Annotated in this window: 18 protein-coding genes; 11 read left to right on the top strand and 7 right to left on the bottom strand. The window is 46.5% G+C overall.

All coding sequences use genetic code 11. The features are described from left to right. Window positions 1–61: 61 nt before the first annotated feature. The 7 genes from murA to mlaF form a co-directional block, all read right to left on the bottom strand. Window positions 62–1,321, bottom strand: a complete 1,260-nt coding sequence (murA, locus tag FS373_RS21810; protein WP_144044754.1) for a UDP-N-acetylglucosamine 1-carboxyvinyltransferase — start codon at window positions 1,319–1,321, stop codon at window positions 62–64. A gap of 13 nt (window positions 1,322–1,334) precedes the next feature. After that, window positions 1,335–1,622 carry a BolA family protein gene (locus FS373_RS21805; RefSeq protein WP_144044753.1) on the bottom strand — a complete coding sequence of 96 codons (288 nt, stop codon included), beginning with the start codon at window positions 1,620–1,622 and terminating at the stop codon, window positions 1,335–1,337. Window positions 1,623–1,626: 4 nt separating this feature from the next. Then, window positions 1,627–1,929, bottom strand: a complete 303-nt coding sequence (locus FS373_RS21800; RefSeq protein WP_144044752.1) for an STAS domain-containing protein — start codon at window positions 1,927–1,929, stop codon at window positions 1,627–1,629. Then, window positions 1,930–2,586: an MlaC/ttg2D family ABC transporter substrate-binding protein gene (locus tag FS373_RS21795; RefSeq protein ID WP_407695648.1), complete on the bottom strand. Its 657-nt coding sequence runs from the start codon at window positions 2,584–2,586 to the stop codon at window positions 1,930–1,932. Window positions 2,587–2,679: 93 nt separating this feature from the next. Beyond that, entirely contained in the window at window positions 2,680–3,144 is a 465-nt protein-coding gene (mlaD, locus tag FS373_RS21790) for an outer membrane lipid asymmetry maintenance protein MlaD (protein WP_144044750.1), read from the bottom strand. 56 nt (window positions 3,145–3,200) lie between these two features. Further along, window positions 3,201–3,983, bottom strand: a complete 783-nt coding sequence (gene mlaE, locus FS373_RS21785; RefSeq protein WP_144044749.1) for a lipid asymmetry maintenance ABC transporter permease subunit MlaE — start codon at window positions 3,981–3,983, stop codon at window positions 3,201–3,203. A 220-nt stretch (window positions 3,984–4,203) separates the two neighbouring features. After that, a complete protein-coding gene (mlaF, locus tag FS373_RS21780) occupies window positions 4,204–5,022 on the bottom strand; it encodes a phospholipid ABC transporter ATP-binding protein MlaF (protein WP_144044748.1) in 819 nt (272 codons plus the stop codon). 181 nt (window positions 5,023–5,203) lie between these two features. Here mlaF and FS373_RS21775 point away from each other — a divergent pair, with 181 nt between their 5' ends. From FS373_RS21775 to FS373_RS21725, 11 genes are all read left to right on the top strand, one after another. Then, window positions 5,204–6,163 (top strand): calcium/sodium antiporter, encoded by a 960-nt coding sequence (locus tag FS373_RS21775; RefSeq protein WP_144044747.1) that lies wholly within the window; start codon window positions 5,204–5,206, stop codon window positions 6,161–6,163. A gap of 38 nt (window positions 6,164–6,201) precedes the next feature. Next, window positions 6,202–7,179 carry a KpsF/GutQ family sugar-phosphate isomerase gene (locus FS373_RS21770; protein WP_144044746.1) on the top strand — a complete coding sequence of 326 codons (978 nt, stop codon included), beginning with the start codon at window positions 6,202–6,204 and terminating at the stop codon, window positions 7,177–7,179. Next, window positions 7,180–7,737 (top strand): 3-deoxy-manno-octulosonate-8-phosphatase KdsC, encoded by a 558-nt coding sequence (kdsC, locus tag FS373_RS21765; RefSeq protein ID WP_144044745.1) that lies wholly within the window; start codon window positions 7,180–7,182, stop codon window positions 7,735–7,737. Next, complete coding sequence (gene lptC / locus FS373_RS21760; protein ID WP_144044744.1) at window positions 7,734–8,291, top strand: LPS export ABC transporter periplasmic protein LptC; 558 nt, start codon at window positions 7,734–7,736, stop codon at window positions 8,289–8,291. The genes kdsC and lptC overlap by 4 nt, the downstream gene beginning before the upstream one ends. Before the next feature lie 111 nt (window positions 8,292–8,402). After that, window positions 8,403–9,047 (top strand): lipopolysaccharide transport periplasmic protein LptA, encoded by a 645-nt coding sequence (gene lptA, locus FS373_RS21755; protein WP_144044743.1) that lies wholly within the window; start codon window positions 8,403–8,405, stop codon window positions 9,045–9,047. After that, window positions 9,044–9,775, top strand: a complete 732-nt coding sequence (lptB, locus tag FS373_RS21750) for an LPS export ABC transporter ATP-binding protein (RefSeq protein ID WP_144044742.1) — start codon at window positions 9,044–9,046, stop codon at window positions 9,773–9,775. The genes lptA and lptB overlap by 4 nt, the downstream gene beginning before the upstream one ends. Before the next feature lie 153 nt (window positions 9,776–9,928). Next, the gene (locus FS373_RS21745) at window positions 9,929–11,413 is read left to right on the top strand and encodes an RNA polymerase factor sigma-54 (protein ID WP_152830585.1); all 1,485 of its coding nucleotides are present in this window, start codon (window positions 9,929–9,931) and stop codon (window positions 11,411–11,413) included. Window positions 11,414–11,627: 214 nt separating this feature from the next. Then, entirely contained in the window at window positions 11,628–11,915 is a 288-nt protein-coding gene (hpf, locus tag FS373_RS21740; RefSeq protein ID WP_144044741.1) for a ribosome hibernation promoting factor, read from the top strand. A 2-nt stretch (window positions 11,916–11,917) separates the two neighbouring features. Continuing rightward, the gene (ptsN, locus tag FS373_RS21735; RefSeq protein ID WP_144044740.1) at window positions 11,918–12,361 is read left to right on the top strand and encodes a PTS IIA-like nitrogen regulatory protein PtsN; all 444 of its coding nucleotides are present in this window, start codon (window positions 11,918–11,920) and stop codon (window positions 12,359–12,361) included. Further along, window positions 12,358–13,206: an RNase adapter RapZ gene (rapZ, locus tag FS373_RS21730; protein ID WP_152830584.1), complete on the top strand. Its 849-nt coding sequence runs from the start codon at window positions 12,358–12,360 to the stop codon at window positions 13,204–13,206. The genes ptsN and rapZ overlap by 4 nt, the downstream gene beginning before the upstream one ends. Next, complete coding sequence (locus FS373_RS21725) at window positions 13,199–13,474, top strand: HPr family phosphocarrier protein (protein ID WP_144044738.1); 276 nt, start codon at window positions 13,199–13,201, stop codon at window positions 13,472–13,474. The genes rapZ and FS373_RS21725 overlap by 8 nt, the downstream gene beginning before the upstream one ends.

The raw sequence follows: 13,474 nt of genomic DNA, 5'->3' as shown, positions 1-13,474 counted from the left end.
CAGGTATCGATGGCTTTTAGCTATGATTAGCTTATCTTTTTACTATCAAAACTTATATCGGTTATCTGGTGCGCTCTACCTGGCCACCTAAACCTTTAAATTTATCTTCGATATGCTCATAACCGCGATCCAGATGATAGATACGATCGACTATCGTGGTGCCATCGGCTACGAGTCCGGCAATCACCAGGCTGGCCGAGGCCCTTAAGTCCGTCGCCATCACTTGGGCACCCTTGAGTCGCTCAATTCCCTGAATAATGCAGGTATTGCCTTCAAGCTCCATGTTTGCGCCCATACGAATAAGCTCAGGGACATGCATGAAGCGATTCTCGAAAATGGTTTCGGTGATGGTCGAGGTGCCTTCGGCTAACGCATTGAGTAAGCAAAACTGTGCCTGCATATCGGTTGGAAAGCCCGGGTATGGCACAGTTTTAATATTAACGGCCTTAGGTCGCTTACCTTGCATATCCAGCTCAATCCAATCACTGCCGGTGGTGATCTTAGCACCAGCATCTTCTAGCTTGGCAAGCACAGCCTCAAGCGTCGATGGAGCGGCGTTGACACAGCGTATCTTGCCACGAGTGACCGCTGCGGCAATCAAGAAACTACCGGTCTCGATTCTGTCTGGCATCACACGATAATGACAGCCCTGTAGGGATTCGACCCCTTGAATACGGATCGAGTCGGTGCCTGCACCCTCAATTTTCGCACCCATGGCGATAAGGCAGTTAGCCAGATCGACAACTTCGGGTTCACGGGCGGCATTCTCTATGATGGTTTCGCCATCGGCGAGGGAGGCAGCCATCAATAAATTTTCTGTCGCACCCACGCTGACCATATCCATGAAGATATGCGCGCCTTTTAAACGGCCGTCGACACGGGCCTTGATATAACCCTCTTCGACATCAATCTTCGCCCCCATCTGTTCTAAACCATGGAGGTGAAGATTCACCGGTCGTGCACCAATGGCACAGCCACCAGGCAGGGATACATCTGCGGTACCGAAACGGGCCAATAAGGGTCCCAAGATAAGAATCGATGCCCGCATTGTTTTAACGAGATCATAAGGTGCACAAAAATGATCCAAAGAGGTGGTTGAGATGCGCACTTCACTGTTATCGGTACGGCTCACTTCGGCGCCTAGGCAACGCAGCAACTCACAACTTGTGCTTACGTCTCTAAGATCCGGCACATTGCTTACCACAAAATCGGTTTCGGCCAACACGCCAGCCATCAAGATAGGCAAGGCAGCATTCTTAGCCCCGGAGATCACAACTTCACCAGCCAGCGCTTCGCTCGCCTGAATTTTTAATTTATCCAATTTAGATCTCGGCTTACATGTTAAAGATTTTTTCACGCTTCCATTGTGTCGGCGTGAAGGCATTGATAGTTAGCGCATGTAGCTCACCACTAGTGATACGATCCATCAGAGGGCCGTATATGGTTTGCTGCTGCTTTACGCGCCCCATGCCATCGAAACACTCACCGACGGCCACGATTTTATAGTGGGTTCCAGCTTGGGTGACGTGCACTTCATCTAATGAGAGTGCATCCTGAAGAAGCTGCTCGATCTCTTTTAGCTTCTGTGCTTCGTTTGTTTGTTCTGTTTCGTTGGTATCCATGGATCTATTTACCTTGTTTTGCTTCTTCATCGAAGAAGTGTTCTAAATCGTATAACGCAATTAATTTCGACAGCTGACTCGATGCAGTACTGAGTGTTACCTCTCTTCCCTCTCTTTTAGCCAGGGCTATCAACTCTAAGATGAAAGCGATGCCAGCACTGTCGCTGTAACTCAGTGCCGACAGGTCGATGACCTTAATCTTGGCACTAAGCAGGCGCTTTCTCTTACCCCAAAGCTTAACGACATCTCCTTGTGAGAGCCGACCTGAGATGCAACACACAGAGTCCTCACAGATAAACTCAACCACTTAGAGTTTAGCTCCATGAGTCTTCTGACTGATATGGCCTTTATTGCGTTGTTCTAACTCTAAAATCACCGAATCGATCCCTTTTTGACGGATCAAGTTTGAAATTTCTGAGCTCTTCGATGCCAGCAAGCTGACACCTTCGGCAACAAGATCGAATGCCTTCCAACTACCGTCTTTAAGGCGGCGCACCTTAAACATTAACTTAATTGCCGGTCGACCCGCTTCAATCAAATCAACGTTGACATCGACCATCTTCTCACCAGAAAAATCTTTCGCAGGGGCAAACTTAACTTGTTGATCTGTGTACTCGGTAAACGCCTGTGCATAGGTCGACACCAGATAGCCCTGAAATGCTTTTACAAATCGCTCTCTTTGGTCTTTTGTGGTTGCCTTAAGATGTATACCCATGACTTTATAAGAAGCATACTTATAATCAATATAGGGCATCAGCTCATCTGAGACTATCAGTTTAAGATGGTCAGGATTGGTCTTAATTATGTCAATATCCTGATGAAACCTGGCAAAAGTATTATTCGCAACAGCCTCAACCATATCATAGGGGTTCATGGTGTTTACGGCCGCGTCTTCACTATGGGCTGTTGCACTCAACGCGAGTAAAAAAAGTGAAGCGCTATACATACAGATGCGATTAAACATTCTCATTTAAAATCCTTGACGCTATAAAAATATGTTCGACTATTTAATACAATCTATCACTAGCTTCATATAGAAGCTTGACTCAATTTAGGCCTAATCTTTGACACTATATAGGAACTGACCAATAAGCTCTTCGAGTACAAGAGCCGAGTGAGTATCATCAATTCTATCGCCATCAACCAGCATGGCGATATCATCGTCCATAAATCCTGGAGTCAGCCCCAGAAATTGCTCACCCAATAAACCCGAAGTCAGAATCGACAGACTACTCGTTTCAGGGAACTGATCGAAATGCTTATCCATAGACAACTTAACCACAGGTATCAGCTCGTTGGGATCGAGAGTAATAGCACTCACACGCCCGACAACCACGCCACCCACCTTGACCGGAGAACGCACTTTAAGCCCGCCGACATTGCTAAATTTAGCATAGAGGGTGTAATGATTAGCCCCGGACTTTACCTCGACATTGGCAACATTGAACACTAATATCAAAAATGCCGCCAAGCCGGATAACAGAAATAGTCCCACTAATACTTCAATTTTACGAGTTAACATACTTTCATTTCCACTCTACCTGTTGAGCCGACTTCAAATCTGCTCAATAAAATCCATTAACGGCCGAACATTATCGCCGTAAGTAAAAAATCTAAAGCCAATACCGCCAGACTCGACTGAACCACGGTCTGAGTCGTGGCTTTACTTATCCCTTCTGGATTAGGAACCACCTGATAGCCTCTATACAAGGCAATCCAGGTCACGACGATGCCAAACAGGAAGCTCTTAATCAAACAGTTGACGATATCCTGACGCCACTCTACAGAAGCCTGCAGAATCGACCAAAAACTGCCACCGTCTATACCCTTCCACTCGACTCCTACGACATAACCACCATAGATGCCGATAGCGGTAAACATCAATGTCAGCAGAGGCAGACTGACTACGCCGGCCCAGAAACGAGGCGCAATGATCTGCCTTAGCGGATCGATAGCCATCATCTCCAGACTGGAGAGTTGCTCGGTACTCTTCATCAAGCCTATCTCGGCGGTCAACGCCGAACCAGCACGCCCGGCGAACAACAGAGCCGTCACAACTGGGCCTAATTCCCGTAGCAGGCTCAAAGCAACCATAGGACCAAGGCTCTCCTCGGTACCGAAACCAACGAGAATATTATACCCCTGCAACGCCAATACCATGCCAATAAACAGACCCGATATCAGTATGAGCACCATAGATTGCACGCCAACAACATAGAGTTGTTTCACAAATAGCGGAAATCCCTTTACACGTGGCCTACGGGCTATCGCCCCCCAAAGCATGAGACCTGCCCGACCCAAGCCAGTTACTAGGTCTATGCCTCTACGGCCAAGATTAGCTATGTTATCTGTCATGCTCATTCAGTCCCTTCCTTAACCCCATCTTGAAGTCTGGACAGAAAGCTAATACTAATACGATTCATCACTAGCCTACTAATTCCTTGATGTAACTATTTGGTGTAAGTGGAGAGAGGCGTTCACAATAATAAGACCGCCTAGCTCACCGCCAATAATTTGTTTTTGTCGTTCATTGATGGCCACAATTAAACAACTAGCTTTTTTATAATTTCTCACAGTCTTATCACTGACCGACTAACTCCTCGGCATAGCTTGATGCAGGAAAATGAAAAGGCACCGGGCCATCAGGTTCACCACCAATAAATTGTTTAAGCTGCTCATTGTCGGCAACTCGTAACTCCTCGGGAGTCCCTTGGGCTATCACGCGCTTATCGGCCATCACATAAACATAATCGGCGATGCCTAAGACTTCCTGCACATCATGGGATATCACCACAGAGGTGAGGCCTAAAGCAGCAGAGAGTTCTTTGATAAGCTTCACCAACACCCCCATTGAGATAGGGTCTTGACCCGCAAAAGGCTCATCATACATCACCATATCGGGCTCGAGCGCAATCGCTCTGGCAAGCGCCACCCGACGCTGCATCCCCCCGGAAAGCTCGCTAGGCATCATTTTAGCTGCGCCCCGTAAACCAACCGCTTCTAGTTTCATCAATACGATGCGGGTGATAATCTCTTCGGCGAGTCCTGAATGCTCACGCAGAGCGAATGCCACATTGTCGAACACATTCATGTCGGTAAACAGGGCCCCACTTTGGAATAGCATGCTCATTCGCTTACGCAGTGTAAATAACTCCTTGCGGCTGCATCTATGCACATCTTTGCCATCGAACAATACCGAACCTGAGTCAGGAATTAGCTGGCCGCCAATCAACTTAAGCAAGGTCGTCTTACCTATTCCACTCGGGCCCATGATGGCCGTGATCTTACCTTTGGGAATAGATAGGCTAATATCATCAAAAATGACGTGGTCACCGCGACTAAATTTTAAGTTGCGGATCTCGACCAATGAGTTGGGTTTTGGTGACACTTCTATGTTCATACCGCATCCATTTACGTACAAGCACCAGGGGAAGGCAGACGAGTCTGACAGAAACTGAGCAGCAAATTGTACGTAATTGCGCTAATAGGCACAACTGAATCGACACTATCTTGCCTCAATACTTTCATTTTCATTCAAATCCAGCGAAAATGCTCGTTGACTCATTTTAGAATTGAATTAAATGTTATTTAATATCTTCATGCTTATTGCAGGATTGGGCGTTTTAGTCTGGAGCGCCGACAAATTTGTCTATGGTGCGGCGGCTTTTGCCCGCAACCTCGGACTCCCACCGATGTTGATCGGATTGACCATAGTGGCAATGGGCAGCTCAGCTCCCGAAATGTTCGTCGCAGCCACCGCATCCATGGAAGGCATGACAGATACGGCCATCGGCAACGTATTGGGCTCAAATATCGCCAACATCACCTTGATATTGGGTATCACAGCGCTATTAGGGGCCATTTCAGTACGCTCCCAAACCCTGATGCGAGAAATACCTTTGATGTTGGCCGCCACAGCAATCGCGGGGTATTTTCTCTATGATGGCCTGCTGACACGCATGGAAGGCGTCATGTTAATGGGGCTTTTCTTCATCCTCATGGGTTACCTTATCTGGCATGGCTTAACCAACAAGCAAGCTGACACACTCGAAGATGAAGCCGATGAGGAAATACCGACTGGAGTTCCGACTCACAAGGCGGTTCTCTGGCTAGTCGTGGGTATTATTTTACTACCTCTGTCTGCCGACTGGATGGTTCAGGGTGCGGTAGGTATCGCCAAAGCCTATCATTTATCGGATCTGGTCATAGGCTTGACCATCATAGCCATAGGCACCAGCCTACCTGAGCTTGCAGCTTGTGTTGCCGGCGTGCTGAAAAAAGAAGACGATCTGGCCATTGGCAATATTGTCGGTTCAAATTTGTTCAATATTCTCGCCGTACTCGCCCTCCCCGCGTTAATTGCGCCAGGGGAAGTCGACGCGGCGGCCAGTACCCGGGATTTCTATATGGTAATGGCCACAAGCAGCGCCCTTGCCGTACTCATTTTACTGAGTGGCCGTGCAAGAGCATTAAAGCCTTGGCATGGAGGCGTGTTACTGTTGACCTTTATCTCGTATCAACTAGTCCTTTTTCTTGCTTAACAAGACTTACATCAGACTGAATAAACAGAGAGATCAAAATGCTAGATGTAAATAAATTACGCCAATGGGGCAAAAACGTTATCGATGTCGAGCGAAAAGCTCTCGATAACTTATACCAGTATGTAGATTCAGCTGAGTTTGCTACAGCGTGTAAATTGATCTTTGAGTGCACCGGCAAGGTCATCGTCATGGGGATGGGCAAGTCTGGCCATATAGGCAATAAAATTTCAGCCACCTTTGCCAGCACAGGCACCCCCGCATTTTTTGTGCATCCAGGTGAAGCCAGTCATGGCGATCTCGGTGTGCTCAGTGAGAACGATATCATCTTAGCCATCTCCAATTCGGGAGAAGCCTCAGAAATCTTAACCTTGATGCCGGTCATTAAACGTATGGGCCTGCCTATTATAGCGGTAACGGGTAAGCCAAAATCCACCATGGCTAAACATGCTATCGTGCATCTGTGCATCGAAGTACCCGAAGAAGCTTGCCCCCTAGGGCTTGCTCCCACATCCAGCACCACGGCGACCTTAGTCATGGGCGATGCACTCGCCGTAGCACTGTTACAAGCGAGGGGGTTTACCAAAGATGATTTCGCCCTGTCACACCCAGGTGGTATGTTAGGCCGGAAATTACTGCTCAAAGTCAGTGATGTCATGCATAAAGGTCATGACCTGCCTCTGGTAAGGCAGAATATCTGCGTCACAGATGCCCTCTATGAAATATCGAACAAAGGCCTGGGCATGACGGCGGTTACCGATGATTCCAACAAGTTAGTGGGTATTTTTACCGACGGCGATCTACGCCGGGTCATAGATGCCCAAGTCAACCTGAGAGAAACATCAATCTCAGATGTGATGAGTAAAGGCTGCATCACCATCTCTGAAGGAATTTTGGCCGCCGAAGCACTAAAAGTGATGGACGAAAACGATATCAATGGTCTCATCATAGTAGATGATAACAACACCCCAATAGGTGCATTAAACATGCTCGACATGGTTAAGGCAGGAGTAATATAAATGAATGAATCCCATCAGAGTTTTTATGGTCCTGTAGCTGACAAGGTTTGGCAGAAGGCTAAGCAGATAAAACTACTCATCTGTGATGTAGATGGCGTGTTTTCCGACGGTCTGGTCTATATGAGTAATGCCGGTGAAGAACTAAAGACCTTCCACACCCGAGACGGATACGGAGTGAGATCTCTACTCACCAGTGATATCCCCGTGGCGATCATCACTGGACGTAAGTCTCAGATAGTTGAAGACCGTATGACAGCACTAGGCATCAAGCATATATACCAAGGTGTAGACAACAAATTAGAGCCATATCAAGCGCTACTCTCCTTGTATGATGTGACCCCTGAGCAGGTGGCTTATATAGGCGATGATATGGTTGACCTGCCAGTCATGAAACAGGTTGGGCTTTCAGTCTGTGTCGCCGATGGTCACCCCTATGTAAAACAAGCTGCCGACTTCGTCACTAGCATCCAAGGCGGACATGGTGCCTTACGAGAGTTAACGGATCTCATACTTCTCAGCCAAAAGAAATTCGATACCGCACACGGTATGAGTATATGAATAGAGTGACTCTGGCCATCATAGCTTTCTTCGGCACGGCCTTGCTGCTTTATTGGCAGGTGCAATCCAAGAAAAGCGATGAAGAGGTGGCTATCGATGTCAGTTTAAGACCAGATTATATTGCCGATAACCTACGTAGTGTCGATTATAATGACAAGGGGTTAGTCAACAGCCGAGTCACAGCTACCCATATGGAGCACTTTGATGAGGCCAATATGACCTATTTCACTCAGCCCATATACCTAATCTATCCCGACGGAGGCCAAGCTAAATGGCGCCTTCAATCGACGATGGGGACACTCAATAAGAAATCAGGCAAAGTCGTTCTCGAGAACAATGTTATTATCGATTCCATAAGCCCTGAAGAACCGATTCAAACCATGAAAACCAGTTACTTGGAATTAGATCTCAATACCATGGTCATGACCTCAGATCGTGAGGTTTACATCACAGGTACTGATTTTATTATCCAAGGTGTGGGTTTGTTCGGTGATCTTAACGCCCAAAAAGTACAATTATTGAGTAAGGTTAAAGGGATATATGAGGTCAATTAGCTTGGCTTTGTGCTAGCCCAAAGCCATATTTTAGAAAAACAGACTCAGACCAACAATACCTATGATCCATATGTGTTGTGAACAAGACAAGTACGCCATTTGAAGGACGATATGAACAAACATAACTTAATCATCGCTGCTCTACTGTGTATCACAAGTTTTAGTGGCATGACAAAGCAAGATGATCTCATGCAAGAAGTTAAGATCTCGGCAGCGAGTCAGGAAGCCGATATCAAGAATAATCAGATGATCTTTCATGGTCCAGTGGAAGTGACTCAGGGATCGATCAAAATTTTAGCCGACGAACTCAGAGCCTCCTCTAAAGAAGATGGCGGCGGAAAAACACTTGTCGCCATCGGAAATCCCGCGACATACTCCCAGATAATGGAAGATGGACGCCCGGCTTCTGCCAGTGCCAAAGAAATTAGGTATGAGCTATCGAGCAGAACCTTAACCTTGGTAGGTAATGCCACGCTGGAGCAAGATGGTAGCCGAGTAACAGGTAATATGATTCGCTACAACATAGCTAAGCAACAGTTGATAGCAGAAAGCAAAGGCAATGATAGGGTTATCACCATTATTCAGCCAGAAAGCTATCAGGATACCAGTCAAGATAAGGCCAAAGAACAAGAGCCAGCTACGGAGCCGCTGCCGACTCAATTACCAGAAGTCGAGCCAGCTGAAACGAACAATCAAACCAGCAAGCAAGACATTATACCTACTCAGTTACCAGTCATAGGGCAGGAGAAACAATGAGCCAGATGACGCTAAAGGCAGTCAACCTTGCCAAGAGTTATAAGAATAGAGCCGTAGTTCAAGATGTCAGTATCACAGTCAAAACCGGACAGATAGTCGGTCTGTTAGGCCCTAATGGCGCGGGAAAAACCACCACTTTCTACATGATCGTAGGCTTAGTACAGAGTGATAAAGGTAGGATCTTAATCGATGATGATGATCTGACCTTAGATCCTATGCACTTGAGGGCAAGAAAAGGCATAGGTTACCTGCCTCAAGAGGCGAGCATCTTTAGGAAGTTATCGGTTAGGGATAACATAATGGCGGTACTACAGACACGTTCAGATATAGATAACAACACCCGGGAAGAACAACTCGAGAGCCTTCTGGAAGAGTTTCATATTACCCATATTCGTGACAGCCAAGGCATGGCACTCTCGGGCGGTGAACGCAGACGCGTCGAGATAGCCAGAGCCTTGGCAGCTAACCCTAAGTTTATTCTCCTCGATGAGCCCTTTGCAGGGGTGGATCCTATTTCGGTTATCGACATTAAAAAAATCATCGAGCAGCTTAAGAGTCGCGGCTTAGGTGTACTGATCACTGACCATAATGTGCGTGAAACTTTAGACGTATGTGAGCGAGCTTACATAGTCAGTCACGGAAATTTAATCGCTGAAGGTACACCCGCCGAGATCTTGGACAATAAGCAAGTACGAGCTGTGTACTTAGGTGAACAATTCAAGCTATAGTTAATCAAGAGACTCATTCTTAACGCGCATTAAGGGATGAGTATTTATCGACACTCGGCTTACTCAGCCTAAGGTCCAGGGGCTCAGAGAAACCCCAAACAAGTCAAAGCAGGCTTTCTCATTTTATAATTACAATGAAGGGAATAGCGGTAAATGAAAGCGTCACTCCAGCTTAAAATGGGTCAGCAGTTAACCATGACACCACAACTGCAGCAGGCTATACGTCTATTGCAACTATCGTCGCTGGAACTGCAACAAGAAATCCAACAAGCGTTAGACTCCAACCCCCTTCTCGAACTAGATGAAGAACAGGTTGACCCCCCAGTCAATGGTGAAGATAAGACCATAGACGCAGAAGACTTTAACGCCACGGGTGATGGCGAAGGTGATGGTCCAATCGACAGCTCTGCGGTTGAAACCTCAGAGGCAATAACCCAAGATTCCATGCCAGAAGAGCTCCCCATGGACACCACTTGGGATGAAGTCTATACCGCGTCTCCGAACTCGAGTTCTGGTGCCATGCGCGACGATGATATGCCCTTCCAAGGCGAGACCAGCGAAGGTTTGTATGAGCATCTCGAATGGCAGAAGAACCTGACACCGTTTTCTGATAATGATCTCGCCATAGCGACCGCCATCATAGATGCCATTGATGAGAGGGGCTATCTCACCCAAAGTGTTGAAGATATTCTCGAGGCCATGGGTGATCCAGAAATTGAACAGGATGAAGTTGAAGCCGTCCTCAAACGTATCCAACACTTCGATCCTATCGGCATAGCAGCCAGGGACCTCAGCGAATGTCTCTTGATTCAACTGGCACAATACGCAGATACAACCCCCCACATAGATAATGCCAGGCTCCTTATCAAAGATCATCTGGATCTGATCGCAGGACGTGATTTCCGCCAGTTAATGCGTAAGACTAAGCTTAAGGAAGATGATCTCAGAGTCGCCATTGAGTTAATCCAAACGCTTAATCCCCGCCCAGGACTCGCCATTACTCCAGGTAAAGATGAGTATGTCATCCCAGATGTCACTGTGACCAAGAAGAAAGGTCGTTGGATGGTTGAGTTAAATCCAGACAATATGCCGAAGATCAACGTCAACCAACATTATGCATCCATGGTGAAAAGTACCAAGAATCAATCAGATAGTCAGTTTATTCGTGGTCACCTGCAAGAGGCTAAGTGGTTTATCAAGAGCTTAGAGAGCCGCAACGAGACCTTACTGAAAGTCTCAAACTGCATAGTTAAATTCCAACAGGGCTTCTTCGAATTCGGTGAAGAAGCCATGAAACCTATGGTATTGAACGACATAGCCGAAGCCGTAGAGATGCACGAATCCACCATATCCCGTGTCACCACACAAAAATATATGCATACCCCGAGGGGCATATTTGAGCTGAAATACTTTTTCTCCAGCCATGTGGGGACCGATGATGGCGGCGAGTGTTCATCTACCGCCATTCGTGCTTTCATAAAGAAGCTGGTTGCAGCCGAAAATCAACAGAAACCACTCAGCGACAGTAAGATGGCTTTGCTATTAGCAGAGCAGGGAATTCAGGTCGCGAGGCGCACCATAGCTAAGTATCGTGAAGCCATGTTGATTCCACCATCGAATCAACGTAAGAGTTTATAAAGAAGGAAGTAAGGTCGTCACCTAAATAGAAAAATCTACTTAGCCACGACCTGATTAGCGCTCATGTTGAGCGCTAATCACCAGAAGCAGCCTGTAGTCGATAACCCTTAGGCTCAACTCCTGGTATAACAGGGAATTATGTTGTGAGTTAAATCCCGAAAGATTTTTCTACAACCTACCTAAGAGTTAAATTGGACACTGGAGGAGTATTTCTATGCAAATAAACCTAACTGGACACCATATAGAGATCACTACATCGCTAAGGCAATATGTCGAAGAAAAGTTCACTAAGCTTGAACGACATTTCGATCAGATCAATAATGTACACGTTATTTTAAATGTTCAGAAAATGCAGCAAAAAGCCGAAGCTAAACTCCACCTTGCCGGTGGTGAGGTTTTTGCTATGTCAGAGAACGCTGACATGTACGCCGCTATCGACTCCCTGATTGATAAGCTCGACCGTCAGGTTATTAAACACAAAGAGAAGCTAACAAAGCATTAATAATGGAATTAAGCACCATCCTGCAGCCGGAATGTACAACTTGCGCCACTCCGGGCAGTAAGAAAAAGGTACTGGAACTCATCAGCGATCTTGCCGCTGTCCAGTACCCAACCCTATCTTCACAAGAGATTTTTGAAAGTCTCTTGGCGAGGGAAAAAATGGGAAGCACAGGTATAGGTAATGGTATTGCGATTCCTCATGGTAGGTTGAGCAATATAAGTCAACCGGTTGCTGTATTAATCAAGTGCGAAGAGCCTATCTCCTTCGACGCCATTGATAAGCAACCTGTAGATATACTATTTGCACTTTTAGTCCCTGCGGATCAATGTGAGCAGCACTTGAGTACTCTGTCATCCATGGCTGAGAAACTCAATAACAAGCATATTGTGAAACAGTTACGAAAAACTCAAGATGAGTCAGAACTCTATCAGGTGATAACACAATGAAACTGGTGATGGTGTCCGGTCGTTCCGGTTCGGGAAAATCTGTCGTACTCAGGGTCTTAGAAGATCTTGGCTACTACTGTGTCGATAACCTTCCTCTGCCACTAATGGATACCTTGCTCGAACAACTCAAAGGCAGTACAGAACTCGTAGCCATTAGTGTCGACGTGCGTAATATATCAGAGCAAGACAAAGAGCTAGAGAAGCAGTTTGCTAACCTCCCCGAAGGCACAGAATTACTCAGTTTCTTCTTGAACTCGAGCGATGAGGTACTGCTGAAACGTTACAGTGAAACCCGAAGATTACACCCACTATCCCGCACTAAGACGTCTCTTAAAGAGGCGATAGAGCATGAAAGAGAACTGCTCGAACCCGTGTCTAAGATGGTCGATCATTACATAGACACATCAAACCTCAATATCTACGACCTGAGTGACAAGATCCGTGAAATTCTCCTAGGCAGTATCGATAAAGAGTTGGTCATTAACTTCGAATCTTTTGGCTTCAAATACGGGATGCCAGCCGAGGCAGACTTCATGTTTGACGTTCGTTTCTTGCCAAACCCCCATTGGGAACCGGAGCTAAGACCCATGACAGGGCTAGATGAGCCGGTTCAACTTTTTTTGAGCCAACAACCCACAGTCAATAAATTTATCTGGCAAATAGAAAACTTACTGGCAACCTGGTTACCTCATCTTGAAAGAAATAACCGTAGCTACCTTACCATCGCCATAGGTTGTACTGGCGGACAACATAGATCTGTTTATGTCACAGAGCAATTAGCTAAGCTATTTAGTAACAGTAAGCATAAGATTCAGGCGCGTCATCGCGAATTGAGTAATGACTAAATTAGAACGCCAGGTCACCATATGTAATAAACTCGGCCTCCATGCCCGAGCCGCAACTAAACTCGCCATCCTGGCGTCCGAGTTTGACGCCGAGATAACCATAGTGCAGGGAAAGAAGGAGGCCTCTGCTGCCAGTGTGTTAGGCTTATTGATGCTAGAAACTGGCATGGGAAAAACCATCACACTGCTCGGTGAAGGTCAGGATGCCGATGCTGCGCTAGATGCAATATGTGCACTTGTCGATGCAAAATTCGATGAAGCAAGTTAA

The sequence above is a fragment of the Shewanella sp. YLB-07 genome (genome assembly GCF_009377275.1).
Note: the sequence above shows the minus strand (reverse complement) of the source record. Positions and strands in the feature narration are given on the sequence as shown.

Bases quoted from the DNA above. Each gene is read 5' to 3' on its own strand.
- rapZ (WP_152830584.1), top strand. From the start codon at position 12,358: ATGAAACTGGTGATGGTGTCCGGTCGTTCCGGTTCGGGAAAATCTGTC.
- mlaE (WP_144044749.1), bottom strand. From the start codon at position 3,983: ATGAGCATGACAGATAACATAGCTAATCTTGGCCGTAGAGGCATAGAC.
- mlaD (WP_144044750.1), bottom strand. From the start codon at position 3,144: ATGTTAACTCGTAAAATTGAAGTATTAGTGGGACTATTTCTGTTATCC.
- FS373_RS21770 (WP_144044746.1), top strand. From the start codon at position 6,202: ATGCTAGATGTAAATAAATTACGCCAATGGGGCAAAAACGTTATCGAT.
- FS373_RS21745 (WP_152830585.1), top strand. From the start codon at position 9,929: ATGAAAGCGTCACTCCAGCTTAAAATGGGTCAGCAGTTAACCATGACA.
- FS373_RS21795 (WP_407695648.1), bottom strand. From the start codon at position 2,586: ATGTTTAATCGCATCTGTATGTATAGCGCTTCACTTTTTTTACTCGCG.
- FS373_RS21725 (WP_144044738.1), top strand. From the start codon at position 13,199: ATGACTAAATTAGAACGCCAGGTCACCATATGTAATAAACTCGGCCTC.
- kdsC (WP_144044745.1), top strand. From the start codon at position 7,180: ATGAATGAATCCCATCAGAGTTTTTATGGTCCTGTAGCTGACAAGGTT.
- lptA (WP_144044743.1), top strand. From the start codon at position 8,403: ATGAACAAACATAACTTAATCATCGCTGCTCTACTGTGTATCACAAGT.
- hpf (WP_144044741.1), top strand. From the start codon at position 11,628: ATGCAAATAAACCTAACTGGACACCATATAGAGATCACTACATCGCTA.
- FS373_RS21805 (WP_144044753.1), bottom strand. From the start codon at position 1,622: ATGGATACCAACGAAACAGAACAAACAAACGAAGCACAGAAGCTAAAA.
- lptC (WP_144044744.1), top strand. From the start codon at position 7,734: ATGAATAGAGTGACTCTGGCCATCATAGCTTTCTTCGGCACGGCCTTG.
- FS373_RS21775 (WP_144044747.1), top strand. From the start codon at position 5,204: ATGTTATTTAATATCTTCATGCTTATTGCAGGATTGGGCGTTTTAGTC.
- ptsN (WP_144044740.1), top strand. From the start codon at position 11,918: ATGGAATTAAGCACCATCCTGCAGCCGGAATGTACAACTTGCGCCACT.
- mlaF (WP_144044748.1), bottom strand. From the start codon at position 5,022: ATGAACATAGAAGTGTCACCAAAACCCAACTCATTGGTCGAGATCCGC.
- lptB (WP_144044742.1), top strand. From the start codon at position 9,044: ATGAGCCAGATGACGCTAAAGGCAGTCAACCTTGCCAAGAGTTATAAG.